Source organism: Bradyrhizobium sp. CCBAU 51765, assembly GCF_015291725.1.
In the GTDB taxonomy this organism is placed as follows: Bacteria; Pseudomonadota; Alphaproteobacteria; order Rhizobiales; family Xanthobacteraceae; genus Bradyrhizobium; species Bradyrhizobium liaoningense.
Genome location: NZ_CP030038.1, coordinates 6,315,921 through 6,335,152, shown reverse-complemented (window position 1 = coordinate 6,335,152; position 19,232 = coordinate 6,315,921). Strand labels below are relative to the sequence as shown.

Here is a 19,232-nt window from a genome sequence, read left to right as displayed (position 1 = left end):
GTAGGCACGGCGCAAGCGCGCCTTTGCCCATCCTACGAGAGCTACGCAAACACCGCGCTGAACCGCTCCAGAAACTGCTTCTCGGCCCGTGCCGCCGTCCAGGGCGTCATGTAGTCGCGCCGGACGCTGTTGGATAGCCCGGGATCCTTGCCGAACAGGCGTCTGGCCTCGCTTTCGCTGAAGCCGGCAAGCTCGGTCGCCTCCAGATAGGCTGCGCCGCGATCGGCGGCCTTGATGGCTTGCGTGATCTCGTCGGGCAGCACCGGCGGCAGGCCGAAGCGGATATGGATGGCGCCGAGGAGGCGTTTCTCGACCGCCTTGTAATGGCCGTCGAGCACGGCCTTGAACGGCGAGATCATGTCGCCGATCACATATTCCGGCGCGTCGTGCAGCAGGGCTGCGAGCCGCATGCGCTGGTCGGCCCGCGGCATCTCGTGCCGCAGCACGGCTTCCACCAGCAGCGTATGCTGCGCGACCGAGAAGATATGCGCGCCGATGGTCTGCCCATTCCAGCGCGCGACGCGGGCAAGGCCGTGCGCGATGTCGGCGATCTCGATGTCGAGCGGGGAGGGATCGAGCAGATCGAGCCGCCGGCCCGACAGCATGCGCTGCCAGGCGCGGGACGGCGCATCGCGCGCGGTCTTCTTCGCCGTCATTTGGCCTTGAGGCGCGGCTTGCGCTGCGTCTTGCCGCAGGCGGCGTGACAGTGGCAGTCGACGAGATGATCGTTGACCATGCCGGTCGCCTGCATGAAGGCATAGACGATGGTCGGGCCGACGAATTTGAAGCCGCGCGAGGACAGCTCCTTGGAAATCTGCACCGACAGCGGCGTCGAGGCGGGCACGCTCGCGGTGGTCTTGAACTGGTTGACCTGCGGCCTTCCGTCCATGAAGTCCCACAGCAGCTTCGAGAAGCCCGGGCCTTTCTCCATGATGTCGAGATAGGATTTCGCGCTCAGGATCGCGCCGTCGATCTTGGCCTTGTTGCGCACGATGCCGGCATCGTTCATCAGCGCATGGACCTTCTTCGCGTTGTAGCGCGCGATCTTCTCCGGCTGGAAATCGTCGAAGGCTTTGCGGAAATTGTCGCGCTTGCGCAGGATCGTGATCCAGGACAGGCCGGCCTGGAAGCCGTCGAGCATCAGCTTCTCGTACAGTGCGCGGTCGTCATATTCCGGTACACCCCATTCGGTGTCGTGATAGGCGACGTAAAGCGGATCTTCGCCAGGCCAGGGACACCGTTTCAGGCCGTCGGGATGCAGGCGGGCGGCACGGCTCATGCGATGGGCTGCTTGGCTGGAATTCGAACGACGTCTGGTTCAGCGAGCGTCAGAGGCAGCCCACCAGCGGTGAGCGGCTGGCCCGCGTCGAGCGCTTCCGCGACGCGGTCGATGCGCACGAGGGCAATGCCCTTGCCGTCGGCGGTCGAGCCGATGGTGCCGACCGGCTTGTCGCCGGCAAGAATGGTCGTGCCCGGCTCGGGTGACGCACCGTCGAGCAGCACCTTCACGCTGCGCGTGCGTGCAGTGCCGCGATGCTGCATGCGCGAGACGACCTCCTGGCCGACATAGCAGCCCTTGTCGAAATCGACGCCGGCGAGACGGTCCATGTTGGTCTCGTGCGGGAACGCATCGCTGTACATGAAATCGAGCCCGCCGCGGGGCACGCCGAGCGCGATGCGGTGCGCCTCGTATTCGGCCGCATCGACCAGCTTGGCACCGATCAGGTCGGACAGCTTCTGCTTGAGATTTTCCGGGATCAGGATGCGGTAGCCGAGCCCCTCATTCCGCGGATCGACGAAGGCGAGGTCCGGCTGGGCGGCGGGCTGGCCGTCCCAGGCCGCAAGCACGCCGAGATCGTCGGAAAGGTTGTCCACCGTGACCTTGGCCCGCAGCTTGTAGAATTTCAGCTTGGTGGCGAGGCTATCTGCCAGCGCTTTCGGGCAGTCGATCAGGAACCCGCCGCCGTGGCCCGCGGGCACTTCCGTGATCAGGAAATCCACGATGATCTTGCCCTGCGGCGTCAGCAGCGCGCCGAATCGCCCAAGGCCAGGTTTCAGCCTGTCCACGTCGGTGGTAACCAGGCCATTGAGGAAGTTGCGCGCATCCTCACCCGCGACCTTGATCACGCCCCGGTCGGGAAGAAACGCCGATTTCATGTGAAAATCTCTTGCGACATGTTGCTCCGGAACGTAAGCCCGCAACGCATAAACGACAAGACCTCGAGCCCTGCGCCCTGAGGATGAGAGAGGCCCCATGACCCAGCATTTCGATGTGATCCTCAAGGGCGGCACCGTGGTCAACCAGGACGGCGAGGCTGTTCGCGACATCGGCATCACGGGAGGCCGCATCGCCGAGCTGGGCCCGCTGTCGCAAGGCAGCGCCGCCGAGGTGATCGACTGCAAGGGCCTGCACATCCTGCCCGGCGTGATGGACACGCAGGTGCATTTCCGCGAGCCCGGGCTGGAGCACAAGGAAGACCTCGAGACCGGCTCGCGCAGCGCCGTGATGGGCGGCGTCACCGCCGTGTTCGAAATGCCGAACACGGCGCCGCTGACGGTGACGGAGGCCGAATTCACCGACAAGGTGAAGCGGGCCCATCACCGCATGCATTGCGATTTCGCCTTCTTCATCGGCGGCACCCGCGAGAACGTACAGGACCTGCCGGTGCTCGAGTGCGCACCCGGCTGCGCCGGCGTCAAGGTGTTCATCGGCTCCTCGACCGGTGCACTGCTGGTGGAGGACGACGAAAGCCTGCGCCGCATCTTCCAGGTCATCCGCCGTCGTGCGGCCTTCCACGCCGAGGACGAGTATCGGCTCAACGAGCGCAAACCGCAGCGCATCGAGGGCGATGCGCGCTCGCATCCGGTCTGGCGCGACGAGACCGCGGCGCTGATGGCGACGCAGCGGCTGGTCAAGCTCGCGCACGAGACGGGCAAGCGGATTCACGTGCTGCACATCTCGACCAAGGAAGAGATCGAGTTCCTGCGCGACCACAAGGATGTCGCCTCCTGCGAAGCGACGCCGCATCACCTCACGCTGGTCGCGCCCGAATGCTACGAGCGGCTCGGCACGCTCGCGCAGATGAACCCGCCGGTGCGCGGGGCCGATCATCGCGCCGGTATCTGGCGCGGCATCGAGCAGGGCATCATCGACGTGCTCGGCTCCGACCACGCCCCGCATACGCTCGAGGAGAAGTCGAAGACCTATCCGGCCTCACCCTCCGGCATGACCGGCGTGCAGACGCTGGTGCCGATCATGCTCGATCACGTCAACGCCGGCCGGCTGTCGCTGGCGAGATTCGTCGACCTCACCAGTGCCGGTCCCGCACGCCTCTACAGCATCGCGTGCAAGGGGCGAATCGCCGCCGGTTACGATGCCGATTTCACCATCGTCGATTTGAAGCGCAGCGAGACCATCACCAACAAATGGGTCGCGTCCAAGGCAGGCTGGACGCCTTATGACGGTGTCCGCGTCACCGGCTGGCCCGTCGGTACCTTCATCCGCGGCCGCCGCGTGATGTGGCACGGCGAGCTCGTGATGGCCTCGCAGGGCGAGCCGGTACGGTTTCTGGAGACACTGAAGGCGTAGGAATAGGCCAAGCCTCTTGCTCCGCTGTCATGCCCCGGCTTGCCGCCTTCGCTAAAGCTTCGGCGGCCGAGCACCCTTGTGGCCTCGGCGTAGCCTTGGCGGAGACGGGACCGGGGCATCCAGTACGCCGCGGCGGCAGTTGGGCGATACGGCTGCGGCCTCTGCAATACTGGATTGCCCGCTTTCGCGGGCAATGACAGTGTGCCACGAAGCGAGAGCTCAAATTGGGAGAGCACATCATGTCCCAGCCATCCCCCCTCATCACCACCCACCAACTCGCCGCCATACTCGCCGATCCCAACCTCCGCCTCTACGATTGCACGACCTACAATGAGCCTGTCCCACCCGGCAGCGACGTGCCTTATCGCGCGGTGCCAGGCGACAAGTCCTTTGCAGCCGGCCACATTCCCGGCGCCGATTTCCTCGACCTGCAAGGCGAGTTCTCCGACACCTCGTCGCAACAGTTCTTCATGATGCCTGGTGTCGCCCAGTTGGAGGCCGCCTTTGGCCGCCACGGCGCCGACGCATCCAAGACCATCGTGCTCTACAGCATCGGCACGATGATGTGGTCGACGCGGTTCTGGTGGATGCTGCGCTCGCTCGGAGTCGACGCGCTCGTGCTCGACGGCGGTTTCGACAAGTGGAAGGAGGAGGGGCGGCCGATCGAGACAGGCGCACCGAAGGGATATCCGGCGACGACATTCAAGGCGACGCCGCGCGCGGGCTGCTTCGTCGACAAGGCCACGGTGATGTCGCGGATCGGCGATCCCTCGACCGTGATCGTCAATGCTCTCGGACCGCAGTTTCATTCCGGCCTCGAACCGAGCCGCTATGGCCGGCCCGGCCGCGTTCCCGGCAGCGTCAACGTATCAGCGGCAACCCTCGTCAATCCCGACAGGACCCTGACGACGCTCGCGGACGCAGAAGCGAAATTCGCCGCCCAAGGCGTCACGCGAGACAAGGATGTCATCCTGTATTGCGGCGGCGGCATCTCGGCGACAATCGATCTGCTCATGCTGGCGCAGCTCGGCTACGACAAGCTGACGCTCTACGATGCTTCCATGGGCGAGTGGGCGAGGGATCCGTCGCTGCCGATCGAGACGGATTAGGCGGACTTTCTTACCCTCCCCTGGAGGGGGAGGGTCGGCTCACATTGAGCGCAGCGAAAATGTGAGACGGGGTGGGGTGACAGTCTCTCCGCGTCGAACAGTGCTCGTGGGGAGAGATCACCCCACCCCGCTCGCGCTGCGCGCGATCGACCCTCCCCCTCCAGGGGAGGGTAGGAAAAGCGCATTCCCGACTCCTTCGGGAACATCTCCCGGCCATCGCGAGACTAATGCTTGTCTGCGTCCGATCGCTTCCGTGCGATAACGGCGGCAGACTTCGCGATGCTTTCGCAGAGTCATTCATCCGTCGACTGGCCCCGCCCGCGTGGCGGGGTCATTTTCGACGGGCTTACTGCCTGGAGATGCCGACCGAGAATTCGCCGTTGCGAATGCGGCCGGGAAAGCCCTCGACGAACTTCGCCACCGCGTCCTCGCCATAGGTGCCAACCAGCTCGGCCAGTGCCGCGAACAGGCTCGCCTGCGCCAGGCAATCGCCGTCGACGCCGTCATGGCGCGCCTCGGCCCAGGCCTCGTTGAGATAGCTGAGGGCAGCCTGTTTCTGCTCGTGATCGGGCAGCGGCGCGCGGGCGTAGGAAATCGGCTGGTTCATGAAACTCGGTCAGGGCTGGGGCGCGATCCAGGGCGATGCGCTGTGCGAGAGGTGTAGCACGGTCGTTAACGACCGCTAGGCCACATCTTTAAGAACGGTTAACGGCTGTGCACAAAGTCGATGACAGGGTTCCCGTCGCGCCGCGCCCGCATCTGCCGCCGTCATTCCGGGGCGCGACGAAGTCGCGAGCTACGATGCGCAATTGCGCATCTGAGAATCCATCTGGCCGCAGAGACTGCCGCACAATGGATTCCGGGCTCGTGCTAAGCGCGCCCCGGAATGACAGGTGGAAGGAGCTTAGTTCGCGTAGCGCGCGGTCAGATCCCGCGAGATCTTCGAACCTTCCTCGATGTAGCGACGGATCGCCACCGTCGCGGCCGGCGTGCAGCTGCGGTAGGTCTGCTGAAAGCCGTTATAGCCGCGGTTGAATCCGGCGATCATGCGGGTGCGGCGCTCCCCGGAGGGGGTTTCGGCATCGATCAGCGCCTGCATCTCGTTGCGCCATTTGTTGCCCTCGTTGGACCCGCAGATGCCGCGCAGATAGTGCAGCCCGCCGAGGATCTCGGCCAGCCGCTGCAATTCGCCGTCAAACGGCGCCGCCGCGTCCTGGGCCCGGGCGGATCCGGCGGCGCAGGCGAGAATCAGGGCAAAAATGGCCAAAAATCGCGTCGACATCGGCGGCTGTATGCCCCCTTCGCTCAGTGGACGCAAGGCAAGCCACACGGACGGTGCGCTCCCTCCCCCGCGAGCGGGGGAGGGTTGGGGAGAGGGTGTCTCCACACCGGGACAATCCCCCAGAGGAGAGAGCCCTCACCCGCGCTTTCAGCGCGACCTCTCCCGCAAGCGAGAGCTTTGCATATTCGCGAATCTGCGATTCCCTAGACCGCTGAGGGAGGACGGGAATGGCCTATCGACAGGTTGGACAACCGAGCTTTGCGGACGCGCTGGTGTCGCGACGGGGAAAAGGCAATCCGGTGCTGAGACGGATTGGGGACTTGGTCGATTGGGCAGCGGTAGGGGGCGTGCTAGGCGGTCTGCCGGAACCGGAGCGTGGGGCGCCGGCCTATCCGCGGCTGGTGATGTTCAAGGCGCTGTTGCTGCAGCAATGGTACGGGCTGTCCGATCCGGAGCTTGAAGAGGCGCTTGATGACCGCGCCTCATTCCGCGATTTCTGCGGCTTTGTGCTCGGCGATGAGACACCCGATCACGCCACGATCTGGCGCTTCCGCGACAGTTTGCAGCGGGCCGGCCTGGACGAGAGGCTGTTCGGTGAGATCCTGCGCCAGATCGATGCGCATGGGCTGGTGGTGCGGCGGGGTACACTAATCGACGCGAGCCTGATCCCGGCGGCGGTGAAGCCGCCGAAGCCACCAGAGGAGCCGCAGCCCCCCGGCCCGGACGGTCGGGCGCCGAGCAAACTGGTCAACAGCAAGCGCGATCCGGATGCGCGATGGACCAAGAAGGGCGGCAAACGATACTTCGGCTACAAGGCCCATGTTGGCATCGACCAGGGCTCGGCAATCATCCGCCGCAGCAAGCTGACCGATGCTGCGGTCAACGATACGGTGCCCGCCGACGAGTTGGTCTGTGGTGATGAGAAGGCGGTCTATGCCGACCAGGCCTATGACAAGCACGAGCGCCGTAGCGGCCTGCGCGCGCGAGGCATCAAGCCGCGGCTGATGTTCCGGCCCAACAAGCATCATCCGCTGACCGCGCGGCAGAAGCGCTTCAACGGTGCCGTGGGAAAGCGCCGCGCACCGGTCGAGCAGGTCTTCGCGCGCCTCAAGGGCAGCTACCGCTGGGCGCGCGCCCGCTATCTGGGCTGGGCGCGCAACCAGACGCATCTGCGCCTGATCTGCCTGGCAATGAATCTCAAACGATGGGTGGCGTTGTCTCCTGCGGGAGTTGCCGCATGACCGCCCAACCCAATCAGTCGACCACGAAAGCGCAAACCTTCGATGCCGCCGACGTCCAACGCTACGCAAAAAACGCCCAACAGCGGCAATCACTCCCCCGCGTCCAATTAAGCAAAGCTCTCGCTTGCGGGAGAGGTGTCGGAGCGCGTGGCTCGGTCAGCGGCCAATCAGACGCGCTGCCGACACGATGATTTCCTCCAGCCCACCGGTCAGCTTGAGGTCGCCAAGGCTGCCGAGAGTGTCCGGCGCGATCCAGCGGTAATCGTCGAGTTCGTCGTTCAAGGCCGGTTCCTTGGCCGCCCAGCGGGCGGCAAACGACATGATCAAATAATGGCCGGCGCCGGCCACGGCCGGCAGCACCTCGCGCCAGCCGGCGAGGCCAATGATCTCGATACGAAGGCCGGTCTCTTCGTCAACCTCGCGGCTCAGGGCCTGATGCAGCGATTCGCCGAATTCGACCCGGCCTCCGGGAAGCGAATAGAACCCCTTGGCAGGCGAACGGGCGCGTCGGACGAGCAGCACCTTGCCGTCGCGGAAGATGGCTGCGCTGACGGCGAGCTGGGGGTGGATGGGCTGGACGACCGCGGCCAATCTCGCCACCTATCCGGCCGAGTTCGCCATGATGGTGTCGACATCGGCTTCCGCGCCGCCATTGATGATGCCGCCGCAAGCCGCGATCAGCGGCTTGACCCAGAGGGTGGCCTGCTCGGCGAGGCGGACGCGGGTGGTGTCCTTCTCGACTTCGCGCATGGCCGAGCCGACCGCGGTCAGGATCGAGGTCATGGTGTCCGTGATGTGGTCGAACTGGGCACGCACGTTGGGATCGGCCTTCTCATAGGCCTCGATGGCGAGGTCACGTGCCTTGAAATTCGACGCCGTGAAATGCTCGGCATAGGACAGCGGCGTCCAGGTCAGGAAGTCTTCGGCGCATTCCGGCATGTCCGGCACCATTTCGAGCAGCATCACGGCTTCATTGAAATGGTTGAGATAGTCGGTGGCAAGCCCGGTCCGCGGGTTGATATTGGCCACGCGCAGGCGCTCGGCCCAGGCCTCGGCCTCGGGGCCCGTCTGTACATGCGTCCGCGCGGGTTGGGAGGCCGTTGAGCTCATCTGCCGCAGTGTTAGCGTTCGGGGTTAAAAGGACCTGAACGGACCTTATATAGGCACCTAGGCATGTGTGGACGCTTCGTCATAACTTCGGCCCCCGCGGCTTTGCGGCAACTGTTCGGCTATGTCGAGCAGCCGAATTTCCCGCCCCGGTACAATGTCGCCCCGACGCAACCGATTCCGGTCGTGCTGCTCGAGAACGGCTCGCGCCATTTCCGGCTGATGCGTTGGGGCCTGTTGCCGGGCTGGGTCAAGGATCCCCGCGGGTTTACGCTCCTGATCAACGCCCGCGCCGAGACGGTGCTGGAGAAGCCCGCCTTCAAAAGGGCGATTCGCCGCCGGCGCGGCCTGATTCCGGCCGACGGCTACTACGAGTGGAAGACCGAAGGCGGCCGCAAGCAGCCGTTCTTCATCCACCGCGCCGACGGCGAGCCGCTCGGCTTTGCCGCGGTGTTCGAGACCTGGGTCGGGCCGAACGGCGAGGAGCTCGACACGGTCGCGATCGTCACCGCGGCGGCGGGCGAGGACCTCGCTGCGCTTCATGACCGCGTGCCCGTCACCATCAGCCCGCGCGATTTCGAGCGCTGGCTCGACATCGGCGGCGACGAGGTCGATGCGATCCTGCCGCTGATGACCGCTCCGCGCATCGGCGAATTCGCCTGGCACCCCGTTTCCACCCGCGTCAACCGCGTCGCCAATGACGACGAGCAGCTCGTGCTGCCGATCAGCGCGGAGGAGATGGAGGCGGAGGCAGAGGCAGAGGCGGTGAAGCCGAAGAAGGCAGTGCGGAAGGTGGCTGCTGCCTCGCCAGATGACGGCCAGGGCTCGTTGTTCTAGTCGCGCTGCCGTAGGTGGGCAAAGGCGCTCTTGCGCCGTGCCCACGACCTCTCCTTCAACGCGCGCTGGTAGGCACGCTTCGCTTTGCCTACCCTACGGCAGCGGAAATTTAAACGACCTCCCGCGCCCTCAAGCCCGCGACCTCCGCCGCATCGAATCCCAGCTCACTCAGCACGGCATCCGTGTCCGCCCCCAGCTCCGGCGCCATCCGGTCCAGCCGTCCGCCACCATGGGCGAGCTTGAATCCGCTGCCGGCAAAGCGCAGCCGGCCGTACGGCGTATCCAGCTCCTGGATTGCGCCACGCGCCTTGATTTGCGGATGGTCGATGACCTCCTCGACCTTCCAGATGCTGGCACAGGGCGCGCCGGCGTCTTCCAAAATGGTCTCCCATTCGCGCGCCGGCCTTTTCGCCAGCGCCTCCTCGATGATGGCGCGGAGAGCGCCCTCGTTCTCGTTGCGTGCGAACCAGTCGGCAAAGCGCGGGTCGGTGAGCGTGTCCTCGCGGCCGAGCGCGCTCATCAGCGCGCGGTACTGCTTCTCGTTGTTGACGGCGAGCAGGATGTGGCCGTCGCCGCATTTGAACAGGTTGGCCGTGGTCCTGCGGCTCACCGCCTGGTTGCCCGAAAGGGTCTGGCGATGGCCGGCGACCGACCAGTCCGCGACCTGGCCCGACAGAAATGCCAGCGTCGCCTCCAGCATCGAGACGTCGATGAGCTGGCCCTTGCCGGTGCGGTCGCGCTGATAGAGCGCGCTCGAGACGCCGAATGCCGCCGTCGCGCCCGACAGCACATCGCATACGGCAAAGCCGGCGCGGGTCGGTCCGGTCTCGGGGTGGCCGGTGATGGCCATGATGCCAGACAGCGCCTGCATCTTTCCGTCATAGCCGGGCCGCAGGCGATCCGGGCCGGTCTGGCCGAAACCCGACACCGCGCAATAGATCAGCTTCGGATTGATCGCGGACAGGGCCTCGTAGCCGATGCCGAGCTTGTCCATCACGCCCGGGCGAAAATTCTCCATGACGACGTCGACGGTCTCTGCGAGCTTCTTCACGATCGCGATCGCTTCCGGCTTCTGCAAATCGAGCGTCAGGCTGCGCTTGTTGCCGTTGACGGCCTGGAACGCCGGCGCCAGCCCGCGCTCGGCCCATTCGCGGGAAAGCGGCGTGCGGCGCATGTCCTCGCCCTCGCGCCGCTCGACCTTGATGACATCGGCTCCAAGCAGCGCGAGTTGGTAGCTCGCATAGGGGCCGGCCAGCACTTGCGTGAAATCCAGGATCTTCACCCCCTCGAACGGTCGCGTCACGTCTCTCTCCCTTGGCTTATTGTTGTTGGAGGACGTCAGGCGGCGCGGTTGCCGCGCGCGATCTCCTTCTGCTTGTCGAATTCGGCGCGGCGCCGCGACAGCTCTTCAGGGGAGAGCTGCGCGACGTTGTTGTAGTCGAGCTTCCAGGAGGCGTCCTCGCTCCAGCGCAGCGGCGACTGCATCGTGGTCTGCGGACCGCTTGCCGTCTCCAGCAGCTTGAGCGCCAGCTCCAGGGTCTGTGCCTGCGAGGCGATGTCATGCGGCTTGCCGGCGGAATTGCCGAGCGGGAAGTCGCTGAAGAGGAAGCGCGGCACGGCGGCATGCTCGACGATGTCCTTGGCGCAGCCCATGACCACGGTCGCAATGCCGTTCCGCTCCAGATGCCGCGCCACCAGCGCCGTGGTCTGGTGACAGACCGGGCAGTTCGGCACCAGCACGGCGACGTCGACCGCATCAGCGATGCAGCGCGAAAGAATTTCCGGCGCGTCGGTATCGAGCGTGACGCGATGGCTGCGGTTGGTCGGCGCGCCGAAGAAGCGCGGAGCGACTTCGCCGATCCGTCCTGCGGCGCTGGCCTTCAGGAGCTGCGGCAGCGGAAACCAGGTGCCGCTGTCGGTGGCCGAGGTGTGCTTGCGGTCGTAGCCGATGTGCGAGATGCGCAGATCGTGCTCCCTGGACGTGTCACCGTCATAGACCTGGTAGAACTTCGCACCGCCATTATACGCCGCGCCCGGCCCCTGGTCGCCCTTGGCCGGATCGAACGGCGCGGCCGTGGTGATGATGGTGACGCGCGACTGCGACAGCGGCTTCTTCAGCGGCTGGAACGGCGCCTCGGTGTAATGCGCCCAGCGATACGGCGTGGTGTAGCCGATCGCCGCGTAATAATCGCGGGTGCGCTGCATGTAGGGAACGGGGGAATCGTAGTCGGGCGCAAAGCCGAATTCGTCGTCGCGCGGAGCGGACATGGGCGCGTCTCCTGGTTCTTGGTTGGGCCCAGACTAGAGATAGTCAGGAGTGAGCTCAACCGGGGGAGAGGCGGCGCAGGTCAGAATTGCATTGTACGCTAAAGTCGCGTGGAAGGCGCCTCTTACCCTCCCCTGGAGGGGGAGGGTCGGCTCACATGGAGCGTAGCGAAATGTGAGACGGGGTGGGGTGACGGTCTCTCCACATCCAACAGTGCCCGAGTGGAGGGATCACCCCACCCCGCTCGCGCTGCGCGCGATCGACCCTCCCCCTCCAGGGGAGGGTGAAGAGCGCACCTACCTGAACACGTGCAGCGCCGCGTATTGCAGCAGCATGATCGCCTTGGCGTCGATGATGCGGCCGTCGGCGATCATCGCCAGCGCCTCGTCGATGCCGAGCTCCAGCACCTCGATATCCTCGCCCTCGTGTTCGAGGCCGCCACCGTCGCTGACGCGCATTTCAGGCTCGTACTCGGCGACGAAGAAATGCAGCTTCTCGGTGATGGCACCGGGGCTCATGAAGGCCTCGAACACCTTGTGGACGTGGTGCAGGCGGTAGCCGGTCTCTTCCTCCGCCTCGGCGCGGATGCGCTCTTCCGGGGAAGCGTTATCAAGCACGCCGGCGGCCGCCTCGATCAGGAGATCGTCGTAGCCGCGGATGAACGCCGGCAGGCGGAACTGGCGCACTAGGATCACCGTGCGCCGGGCGCGGTTGTAGGGCAGCACGGCGGCGGCGTTGTCGCGCTCATAGGTCTCGCGGTGCTGCGTCTGCCAGGCGCCATTGGCGCGCCGATACTCAAGGGTCGTGTTCTTCAGCGGCGTCCAGCCGTTCGAGAGCACGCGGACGTCCTTGATGCGGACGCGGTCGGAAATGGTCATCACTCGCTCTCAGTTGCTTGGCGTGGTGGTGCGGCCGTCGAGCCACTTCTGGAACATCACGGAGGTCGATAGCTCGAAGCCCAGCGATCCGTAGAAGGCATTGGCCTGCGCGTTCTCGCGGCGGACCAGGAGCTGCAGTTTTGGAATTCCGGCCGCGCGCAGCCAGTCCTCGGCCGCCGCCATGATGACGCGGCCATGGCCACGCTTCCGGCTGTCGGGATCGACCGCGACGTAATAGACCCAGCCGCGATGGCCGTCATGGCCGACCATCACGGTGGCGACGATCGCGCCGTTGTCGCGGCCGATCAGCACGGTGGAATTGTCGCGCCGCCGCGCCAGCGCGATGTCGGCCTGCGGATCGTTCCAGGGCCGCGTCAGGCCGCAGCGCTGCCACAGCGCGACGACCTTCTCGACGTCGGCATCCGCGATCGCGCTGATCGCGAGCGCAGCAGGGGCCACGCTCACAGCACCTTCCCCGGATTCATGATGCCGAGCGGGTCGAGCATCGCCTTGATGGAGCGCATCAGCTCGATCGCGGTCCTGTCCTTCACCTCCGGCAGCTCGTCGCGCTTGAGCACGCCGATGCCGTGCTCGGCCGAGATCGAGCCGCCCATGCGCAGCACGATCTCGAACACCACCGCGTTCATCTCGTGCCAGCGCGCCAGGAAATCCGCGGTATCGGCGCCGATCGGCTGGCTGACATTGTAGTGCAGGTTGCCGTCGCCGAGATGGCCGAACGGCACAGGCCGCGCGCCGGGAATCAGCTTGACCACGGCGGCATCGGCCTCGGCGATGAAGGCGGGCACCGCCGCGACGGGCACGGAAATGTCGTGCTTGATCGAGCCGCCCTCCGGCTTCTGCGCCGCGGACATCTCGTCGCGCAGCTTCCAGAACGCACCGCGCTGGGTGAGGTTGGCTGCGATCACGGCGTCGTCGACGATCTCCTCCTCCATGGCCCGGGTCAGGATCGTCTCCAGCGGCGTGCGGGCGTCCTCGCCCGGCGAAGACAATTCCATCAGCACGTACCAGGGATGCTTCGCCTCAAGCGGATCGCGCACGTCGATGCCGTGCCGCACCGAGAAATCCACCGCCATCTCCGACAGCAGCTCGAAGCTCGTCAGCGCATTGGCGGCCTCGCCTTGCGCGATCGTGAGCAGCTTGAGCGCCGCCGCCGGCGATTTCAGCCCGACGAAGGCGGTCTCGACCGCACGCGGCCTCGGAAACAATTTCAGCGTCGCCGCCGTGATGATGCCGAGCGTGCCTTCGGCGCCGATGAAGAGGTTGTGCAGGTTGTAGCCGGTGTTGTCCTTCTTCAGCTTCGACAGCAGATTGAGCACGCGCCCGTCGGCGAGCACCACCTCGAGGCCCAGCGCCATCTCGCGCGCAACGCCATAGGCGAGCGCCGCGGTGCCGCCGGCATTGGTCGAGAGATTGCCGCCGATGGTGCAGCTGCCCTCGGCGCCGAGCGAGAGCGGAAACAGCCGGTCGACCTCCGCCGCCTTCGCTTGCGCGATCTGCAGCACCACGCCGGCCTCGCAGGTCATGGTGTTGGAGGCGGTGTCGACCTCGCGGATCTTGTCGAGCCGGCGCAGCGACACCACCACCTCGCCATTGTGCGGCGTCTGCCCGCCGACCAGCCCGGTGTTGCCGCCCTGCGGCACCAGCGCGATGTTGTGCGCGGAGGCGAGCTTGCAGATCGCGGACACCTCCGCGGTCGAGCCCGGGCGCAGCACCAGCGGCGAGCGGCCGTGGAACAGGTTGCGCTCCTCGGTGACGTAAGGCTCGATGTCGGTCGCATCGGTGATGGCATGGCGGTTGCCGACGATCTTGCGGAATTGGGCGATCAGCTCGGGCGCAAGCGGCGGGGTGGCGGATTTATCGACGTTCATTCTCGTGTCTCTTCTCAAGCTTCTTATCGGGCAACCGCAGCCCGGCGCAGCCGGTCATTGATCGCTTCGCCAAGTCCTTCCTCGGGAATCGCCATCACCGCGATCCCCCGCGGGCTCTTCGCGTCGAGGCTGCGAAGATAGCCGAACAGATTGGCGGCGGCTTCATCGAGATCGCCTGTGGGCGACAGATTCATGACGGCGGCGGCAGCGTCAACACCAGGCAGGCGCGCGGGGCCGAACGCCAGCAGCGCCTCGCCCGGTGCCACCTCACGCGCATTGAGCCGCACATCGGCGCGCGGCGCGTAGTGCGAGGCCAGCATGCCCGGCGCCAGCGGCTGGCTCTCGTCGCTCTCGGCCTCCACCGGCGGCCGCGCCAAGGGTGCGCCCAGCACGGCCTCGATCCGCTCGCGCGACAGCCCGCCGGGGCGGAGCAGCATCGGCACGTCGAAGCAGCCGACGATGGTCGATTCGACCCCGACCGTAACAGGCCCGCCGTCGACGATCAGGTCGATCCGTCCCGAAAGATCGCTCGCGACATGGGCGGCGAGCGTCGGCGAGACGTGGCCGGAGATGTTGGCCGACGGCGCCACCACGGCGCCGCCGAAGGCGCGCAGGATCGCCTGCGCCACCGGATGGGCGGGGACGCGGATCGCGACAGTATCGAGGCCTGCAGTGGCGAGATCCGCCACCGGGCAATCGTCCGTCTTCGGCACCACCAGCGTCAGCGGCCCCGGCCAGAACGCCTCCGCAAGCTCCAGCGCGCGCGCGTCGAACCGCCCGATCCGCCGCGCGGCCTTGAGGTCGGCGACATGCGCGATCAGCGGATTGAACGCCGGCCGGCCCTTGGCGGCGTAGAGATGGGCGATCGCCGTGGCGTTGGCGGCGTCGGCGCCGAGCCCGTAGACCGTCTCGGTCGGAAACGCGACCAGCCCGCCGGCGGCCAGTCGCCGGGCGGCGGCTTCCGCGCCGGCCTCGCCGGCCGGCAAAATCAGCGTTTCAAGACCCGTTTTCACAGGGATAAAATTCCTCGGCTCGGCCGCTTGCAGTGCGTCAAACCCGACGCTATAAGCCGCCTTCTTGTCGGAGTGTGGCTCAGCCCGGTAGAGCACTGCGTTCGGGACGCAGGGGTCGCAGGTTCGAATCCTGCCACTCCGACCATTCTTCCAAAAATCGGCGTTTCCCAGAGACTTGGCGGACCGGCCGCCAGCGCCTCGGGAAGCCTTTCTGCAACGATTTTCAGGGTGGGTCCACGGTCGATTTGGCCGGGCAGGGGCGCTTGCCGCAGTGGCATGGCTCGTCAGGTTCAGGCGAGACTGGCCGGCTGAGGCTCGAACGAGACGACGACCCGCGTGGCCTTGATCCGACCGTGCACCCCATAGCTGGACTCGAAGCTCAGCCTCGTGGCGTCGGGATCGATCTCGATGCCGAGTCCGAACATGATCCCGGCTTCGGTGATGTCGAACAGCTGAACCTCAATCAGATCGAAGATGGTGAACGTCACGTCCACATGCTTCGTCAGCACGAAGTAGCCCTTTGCATCGACTTCGGGGGGCATCTGGAAGGCGTGGCGACCAGCCGCCCGGGCGCACCCTGGCGAAGCTCCAGCTCCCGCAATGGCGCATCGTGGAATGAGGGGACACCCTCGAACCAGGCGCACGGCGCAGCGCCACCTTCCAGATCGTCAATCGCTGTCTTCGCCATCAAGGATATCTCACGCACACTGATGCGCAAGCTACCGGGATTTCGATGACGGTGCATCTACGAGCCTGGGTCATTGTCGAGGCTTTTGCGCGCGATCAAATCCCTGCGCGCGGGATGGCCAGTTGCCATCCGGTCAGGCCGACGGCTAGATGAGTGCATAGCCGGTTGCGCGTTCGAGAGCGCGATCGGCCAAAAACAAGACCAGGGTTGGAAATCATGAACAAGACGATCATCGCGCTCGTTGCTGCTTTCAGCATCGCTGTCTCTGGGCCGGCATGGGCTGCCTGGCCGGACGACAAGCCGATCGAGGTCGTGGTTGGCTTCGCGCCGGGCGGCGGCACCGATGTCATGGCTCGCAAGCTGCTGCCCTTTGTGGAGCGCGCGCTCGGCGGCAAGGCGAAATTTGTCGTCCTGAACAAGCCCGGCGCCGGCGGAGAGATTGCGTTTGCCTCGATCGCGCGCGCGGCGCCCGACGCCTATGCGATGGGTGTCGTCAACGTGCCGGGCTACAATTTCCTGCCGATGACCCGCAAGACCCAATACACCACGGACGAGATTCGGCTGGTCGCACGGGTCGTCGAAGATCCGAACGTGATCGTGGTGTCTGCGAACAGCAGATTCGAGGATCTGCCGGCTGTTATTGCCGCACTTCGCAGCAAGCCGGGGTCGGTGAGCTTCGGTCACAACGGCGCCGGCACGAACGGTCATCTGGCCATTCGCATGCTCGCGGCCGTCGCGAAGGTCGAGCCCAACGAAATCTCCTACAGAGGAACGGCGGCACAGCGCACCGATCTTTTGGGTGGGCATCTGGAAGTCGGGATGGTCAGTCTCAGCGAGATTCCCGAACTGCATGGCACCAACAAGGGGCCACTTCGCGTCATCGCGATCCTGTCGAAGAAACGTTTTGCATCGCTGCCCGACGTTCCGACGGCAGAAGAGGTGGGCTTTCCGGTCGTGACGACGGCCGAACGCGGCTTCGCGGTCCCCAAGGGCGTTCCGGACGACATCGTCAAGAAGCTGGAAGCCGGGATAGCAGAGGGCTTGCGTAATCCAGAGTACCTGACGGGTTCGCCCGGGGATGAGCCGGTGATCGCCTTCATGCCCGGTGCGGAGTGGCAGAAGCGCCTCGACGACATGTCCGAGGCCCTGCGTCCTTTCGCCGAGCAGATGCGGGCAAGCGAACAGAAGTAACCCTGTTGCAAGCAGCTCAGGCGCGGCTACCTTCGCGCCACCAGCACCCCCACCAGAAACGCCACCAGCAGCGACGGCAGCGGGGCCTCGCGCACCATGCCGCGAACGATGTCTTGCCAGTGCTGCTCGGGGACCAGTCTGGGCGATCGCACCTTGGGCGCCGGCTCGATGCCCCAGCTTGATGCGAGCTCGGCGATCTCGCTTTGCGCCAGACGTACATCATCACGGACCCGGAAGACGGCGGCCTCGGATCGCTCGCGCGGCGCGAGCAGCATCAAGGTCTCGACGGCCGTGCGCAGCGTCATCTCGCCGTAGCCCTGTAGCCGCACAGACTCCTCGGGGTCCGATGTCATGCGAGATTCCTCACAGCGCCAAATTCTTCATAGCGCAAAGTGGCGCGCGATGGTGAAGGCGGCCGCCGCGCGCGAGACGGGCTCGCCTGCTCATGATCTTGATCCATGCTCTGCATGGAAATGACGGCGGCGGAACTTGGTTCCTTCGCGATGCGAATCGCGGGCGTCCGCTACTTCCGCAACAGCTCGCTCAACGCCGCCGTCGCCTCGGCGCAGCGGATGTCGTCGATCTCGCGCGACAGGCTGAGCGCGATCGCTCGCAGCTCTTCCAGCGTCCCGCTATCCGAATGCTGGTTTTCGAGCTGGCCGAGACGCTTGTTCAGATCGTCCAGTCTCGATTGAAGCTGCCCGATGCTGGCGGCCCCATTCACTTTCCAAACGCGTTGTGCACGCATCGTCGTTCCCCTGATAGTCTCACGGCCTTGTGAGAGCGGTTCGTGGCCGGAATGGGAGTTTGTTTTGTCCGGCTTCAGATCGCGGGGAACCGTTGCAGATCAGCAACGAAGTTCCGGAACTTCGGCGCGCGCTCGTCCGGCGCCCGCACGATGATACCCGCAGGCACGGAACTTGATTGTGCCATCAGGATGATGGGCCGAGGCGGCCAGCGTGGGCGGAGGCGCAAGCCCGACGCACCCGGAAAAACGAAGGAATGACGCGTGGCGAGATTTGTGACGATTGCAGCCGGCCAGCTCGGCCCGATCGCGAGGAGTGAGACCAGGACCGCGGTGATGGCGCGGCTGATGGCCTTGATGCGCCAGGCCCGGGCCTGCGGCTGCGACCTGATCGTCTATCCCGAGCTGGCGCTGACCACGTTCTTTCCGCGCTGGTATTTCGAGGATCAGGCCGAGATCGACAGTTTCTTCGAGCGCGAGATGCCGGGCCCCGAAACGCAGGCGCTGTTCGATCTCGCGCGCGAGCTCGGGATCGGCTTTTGCCTCGGCTATGCCGAGCTGGCGGTCGAGGCCGGACTTGTCAGGCGCTACAACACCTCCATTCTCGTCGACAAGAGCGGCGCGATCGTCCTGAAATATCGCAAGGTGCATCTGCCCGGCCATGCGGAGCACGAGCCGTGGCGCGAATTCCAGCATCTGGAGAAGCGCTATTTTGAGCCTGGCAGCGGCTTCGGCGTGGCCGATGCCTTCGGCGGCGTGATGGGCATGGCGATCTGCAACGACCGCCGCTGGAGCGAGACCTATCGGGTCATGGGCCTGCAGGGCGTCGAGATGGTGATGATCGGCTACAACACGCCGGTGCACAATCCGCCCGCGCCCGAGCATGACGATCTCTCGCTGTTCCACAATCATCTGGTGATGCAGGCCGGCGCCTATCAGAACGGCACCTTCGTGGTCGGCGTCGCCAAGGCCGGCATCGAGGAGGGCGTCGACCACATCGGCGGCAGCTGCATCATTGCGCCCTCCGGCGAGATCATGGCGGCCTGCACCACCAAGGGCGACGAGATCGCGCTGGCGCGCTGCGATCTCGATCTCTGCAACTCCTACAAGCGCACCACCTTCAATTTCGACGTCCACCGCCAGCCGCGGGCCTACGGAATGATCGTGGAGCGGAAGGGCGTGACCACCATGGCGGATGGGACGCCGGTGCCGCGCAAGGGGTGACACTCTCCCTCCTGTCATTCCGAGGCGATGCGCAGCATCGAGCTATGGTGCGCAATTGCGCACCTGAGAATCCATCGGGCCGCTGTACAAGCGGTTAAATGGATTCCGGGCTCGCCGCTTTGCGGCGCCCCGGAATGACGCCGGGAAGCTCGGTGTTTCGCTTCCCTGTCAAT

At 65.6% G+C, this 19,232-nt stretch carries 22 protein-coding genes and 1 tRNA gene; 7 read left to right on the top strand and 16 right to left on the bottom strand.

What is annotated here, in order from left to right:
• Positions 1-41 precede the first annotated feature (41 nt).
• From XH96_RS29990 to XH96_RS29980, 3 genes are read right to left on the bottom strand one after another with little or no spacing between them, the layout of a single operon-like run.
• Entirely contained in the window at positions 42-656 is a 615-nt protein-coding gene (locus XH96_RS29990) for a YfbR-like 5'-deoxynucleotidase (protein ID WP_194389162.1), read from the bottom strand.
• Complete coding sequence (locus tag XH96_RS29985) at positions 653-1,279, bottom strand: DNA-3-methyladenine glycosylase I (RefSeq protein ID WP_194389161.1); 627 nt, start codon at positions 1,277-1,279, stop codon at positions 653-655. The genes XH96_RS29990 and XH96_RS29985 overlap by 4 nt, the downstream gene beginning before the upstream one ends.
• Positions 1,276-2,157, bottom strand: coding sequence for a folate-binding protein YgfZ (locus XH96_RS29980; protein WP_194389160.1), 882 nt, complete (start codon positions 2,155-2,157; stop codon positions 1,276-1,278). Before XH96_RS29980 ends, XH96_RS29985 begins: the two co-directional genes overlap by 4 nt.
• Before the next feature lie 97 nt (positions 2,158-2,254).
• Between XH96_RS29980 and XH96_RS29975 the strand changes: the two genes are divergently transcribed.
• Together XH96_RS29975 and XH96_RS29970 are read left to right on the top strand one after the other, a co-directional pair.
• A complete protein-coding gene (locus XH96_RS29975; protein ID WP_194389159.1) occupies positions 2,255-3,589 on the top strand; it encodes a dihydroorotase in 1,335 nt (444 codons plus the stop codon).
• Positions 3,590-3,828: 239 nt separating this feature from the next.
• Positions 3,829-4,698: a sulfurtransferase gene (locus XH96_RS29970; RefSeq protein WP_194389158.1), complete on the top strand. Its 870-nt coding sequence runs from the start codon at positions 3,829-3,831 to the stop codon at positions 4,696-4,698.
• 346 nt (positions 4,699-5,044) lie between these two features.
• Here the strand turns inward: XH96_RS29970 and XH96_RS29965 are convergent, their stop codons facing one another.
• A complete protein-coding gene (locus XH96_RS29965; protein WP_124159754.1) occupies positions 5,045-5,305 on the bottom strand; it encodes a hypothetical protein in 261 nt (86 codons plus the stop codon).
• A 297-nt stretch (positions 5,306-5,602) separates the two neighbouring features.
• Positions 5,603-5,980 (bottom strand): TIGR02301 family protein, encoded by a 378-nt coding sequence (locus XH96_RS29960; RefSeq protein ID WP_061878459.1) that lies wholly within the window; start codon positions 5,978-5,980, stop codon positions 5,603-5,605.
• Positions 5,981-6,207: 227 nt separating this feature from the next.
• Here XH96_RS29960 and XH96_RS29955 point away from each other — a divergent pair, with 227 nt between their 5' ends.
• Entirely contained in the window at positions 6,208-7,221 is a 1,014-nt protein-coding gene (locus XH96_RS29955) for an IS5 family transposase (RefSeq protein ID WP_194389004.1), read from the top strand.
• A 156-nt stretch (positions 7,222-7,377) separates the two neighbouring features.
• On the opposite strand, the gene XH96_RS29950 is transcribed toward XH96_RS29955, so the two are convergent.
• Both XH96_RS29950 and XH96_RS29945 read right to left on the bottom strand, forming a co-directional pair.
• Complete coding sequence (locus XH96_RS29950; protein WP_194389157.1) at positions 7,378-7,812, bottom strand: NUDIX hydrolase; 435 nt, start codon at positions 7,810-7,812, stop codon at positions 7,378-7,380.
• Between the two features lie 9 nt (positions 7,813-7,821).
• Positions 7,822-8,331, bottom strand: a complete 510-nt coding sequence (locus tag XH96_RS29945; RefSeq protein ID WP_194389156.1) for a hypothetical protein — start codon at positions 8,329-8,331, stop codon at positions 7,822-7,824.
• A gap of 63 nt (positions 8,332-8,394) precedes the next feature.
• On the opposite strand from XH96_RS29945, the gene XH96_RS29940 reads away from it, so the two are divergent.
• Positions 8,395-9,165: an SOS response-associated peptidase gene (locus tag XH96_RS29940; protein WP_194389155.1), complete on the top strand. Its 771-nt coding sequence runs from the start codon at positions 8,395-8,397 to the stop codon at positions 9,163-9,165.
• A gap of 109 nt (positions 9,166-9,274) precedes the next feature.
• Here the strand turns inward: XH96_RS29940 and XH96_RS29935 are convergent, their stop codons facing one another.
• The 6 genes from XH96_RS29935 to XH96_RS29910 form a co-directional block, all read right to left on the bottom strand.
• Complete coding sequence (locus tag XH96_RS29935) at positions 9,275-10,468, bottom strand: CaiB/BaiF CoA-transferase family protein (protein WP_194389154.1); 1,194 nt, start codon at positions 10,466-10,468, stop codon at positions 9,275-9,277.
• Positions 10,469-10,503: 35 nt separating this feature from the next.
• A complete protein-coding gene (locus tag XH96_RS29930) occupies positions 10,504-11,433 on the bottom strand; it encodes a glycine reductase (protein ID WP_194389153.1) in 930 nt (309 codons plus the stop codon).
• A 294-nt stretch (positions 11,434-11,727) separates the two neighbouring features.
• On the bottom strand, positions 11,728-12,309 hold the full coding sequence (locus tag XH96_RS29925) for an NUDIX domain-containing protein (protein WP_194389152.1): 582 nt from the start codon (positions 12,307-12,309) through the stop codon (positions 11,728-11,730).
• A 9-nt stretch (positions 12,310-12,318) separates the two neighbouring features.
• A complete protein-coding gene (locus XH96_RS29920; RefSeq protein WP_194389151.1) occupies positions 12,319-12,774 on the bottom strand; it encodes a GNAT family acetyltransferase in 456 nt (151 codons plus the stop codon).
• Entirely contained in the window at positions 12,771-14,198 is a 1,428-nt protein-coding gene (locus XH96_RS29915) for an FAD-binding oxidoreductase (RefSeq protein ID WP_194389150.1), read from the bottom strand. Before XH96_RS29915 ends, XH96_RS29920 begins: the two co-directional genes overlap by 4 nt.
• Positions 14,199-14,221: 23 nt before the next feature.
• Positions 14,222-15,211, bottom strand: a complete 990-nt coding sequence (locus tag XH96_RS29910; protein WP_194389149.1) for an L-threonylcarbamoyladenylate synthase — start codon at positions 15,209-15,211, stop codon at positions 14,222-14,224.
• Positions 15,212-15,279: 68 nt separating this feature from the next.
• Here XH96_RS29910 and XH96_RS29905 point away from each other — a divergent pair.
• Positions 15,280-15,356: transfer RNA gene (locus XH96_RS29905), tRNA-Pro, on the top strand.
• Between the two features lie 145 nt (positions 15,357-15,501).
• Here XH96_RS29905 and XH96_RS29900 read toward each other — a convergent pair.
• Positions 15,502-15,753, bottom strand: coding sequence for a hypothetical protein (locus tag XH96_RS29900; protein ID WP_194389148.1), 252 nt, complete (start codon positions 15,751-15,753; stop codon positions 15,502-15,504).
• A 362-nt stretch (positions 15,754-16,115) separates the two neighbouring features.
• On the opposite strand from XH96_RS29900, the gene XH96_RS29895 reads away from it, so the two are divergent.
• On the top strand, positions 16,116-17,090 hold the full coding sequence (locus XH96_RS29895) for a tripartite tricarboxylate transporter substrate binding protein (protein ID WP_194389147.1): 975 nt from the start codon (positions 16,116-16,118) through the stop codon (positions 17,088-17,090).
• 26 nt (positions 17,091-17,116) lie between these two features.
• Here XH96_RS29895 and XH96_RS29890 read toward each other — a convergent pair whose 3' ends face one another.
• Both XH96_RS29890 and XH96_RS29885 read right to left on the bottom strand, forming a co-directional pair.
• Positions 17,117-17,443: a hypothetical protein gene (locus XH96_RS29890; protein ID WP_194389146.1), complete on the bottom strand. Its 327-nt coding sequence runs from the start codon at positions 17,441-17,443 to the stop codon at positions 17,117-17,119.
• A 170-nt stretch (positions 17,444-17,613) separates the two neighbouring features.
• Positions 17,614-17,838, bottom strand: a complete 225-nt coding sequence (locus XH96_RS29885) for a hypothetical protein (RefSeq protein WP_061878448.1) — start codon at positions 17,836-17,838, stop codon at positions 17,614-17,616.
• A 261-nt stretch (positions 17,839-18,099) separates the two neighbouring features.
• On the opposite strand from XH96_RS29885, the gene XH96_RS29880 reads away from it, so the two are divergent.
• Positions 18,100-19,059, top strand: a complete 960-nt coding sequence (locus tag XH96_RS29880; protein ID WP_194389145.1) for an N-carbamoyl-D-amino-acid hydrolase — start codon at positions 18,100-18,102, stop codon at positions 19,057-19,059.
• Positions 19,060-19,232: the final 173 nt, after the last annotated feature.

Bases quoted from the DNA above. Each gene is read 5' to 3' on its own strand.
- XH96_RS29955 (WP_194389004.1), top strand. From the start codon at position 6,208: ATGGCCTATCGACAGGTTGGACAACCGAGCTTTGCGGACGCGCTGGTG.
- XH96_RS29985 (WP_194389161.1), bottom strand. From the start codon at position 1,279: ATGAGCCGTGCCGCCCGCCTGCATCCCGACGGCCTGAAACGGTGTCCC.
- XH96_RS29980 (WP_194389160.1), bottom strand. From the start codon at position 2,157: ATGAAATCGGCGTTTCTTCCCGACCGGGGCGTGATCAAGGTCGCGGGT.
- XH96_RS29990 (WP_194389162.1), bottom strand. From the start codon at position 656: ATGACGGCGAAGAAGACCGCGCGCGATGCGCCGTCCCGCGCCTGGCAG.
- XH96_RS29915 (WP_194389150.1), bottom strand. From the start codon at position 14,198: ATGAACGTCGATAAATCCGCCACCCCGCCGCTTGCGCCCGAGCTGATC.
- XH96_RS29975 (WP_194389159.1), top strand. From the start codon at position 2,255: ATGACCCAGCATTTCGATGTGATCCTCAAGGGCGGCACCGTGGTCAAC.
- XH96_RS29890 (WP_194389146.1), bottom strand. From the start codon at position 17,443: ATGACATCGGACCCCGAGGAGTCTGTGCGGCTACAGGGCTACGGCGAG.
- XH96_RS29930 (WP_194389153.1), bottom strand. From the start codon at position 11,433: ATGTCCGCTCCGCGCGACGACGAATTCGGCTTTGCGCCCGACTACGAT.
- XH96_RS29885 (WP_061878448.1), bottom strand. From the start codon at position 17,838: ATGCGTGCACAACGCGTTTGGAAAGTGAATGGGGCCGCCAGCATCGGG.
- XH96_RS29925 (WP_194389152.1), bottom strand. From the start codon at position 12,309: ATGACCATTTCCGACCGCGTCCGCATCAAGGACGTCCGCGTGCTCTCG.
- XH96_RS29900 (WP_194389148.1), bottom strand. From the start codon at position 15,753: ATGCCCCCCGAAGTCGATGCAAAGGGCTACTTCGTGCTGACGAAGCAT.
- XH96_RS29895 (WP_194389147.1), top strand. From the start codon at position 16,116: ATGAACAAGACGATCATCGCGCTCGTTGCTGCTTTCAGCATCGCTGTC.
- XH96_RS29970 (WP_194389158.1), top strand. From the start codon at position 3,829: ATGTCCCAGCCATCCCCCCTCATCACCACCCACCAACTCGCCGCCATA.
- XH96_RS29960 (WP_061878459.1), bottom strand. From the start codon at position 5,980: ATGTCGACGCGATTTTTGGCCATTTTTGCCCTGATTCTCGCCTGCGCC.
- XH96_RS29965 (WP_124159754.1), bottom strand. From the start codon at position 5,305: ATGAACCAGCCGATTTCCTACGCCCGCGCGCCGCTGCCCGATCACGAG.
- XH96_RS29945 (WP_194389156.1), bottom strand. From the start codon at position 8,331: ATGAGCTCAACGGCCTCCCAACCCGCGCGGACGCATGTACAGACGGGC.
- XH96_RS29940 (WP_194389155.1), top strand. From the start codon at position 8,395: ATGTGTGGACGCTTCGTCATAACTTCGGCCCCCGCGGCTTTGCGGCAA.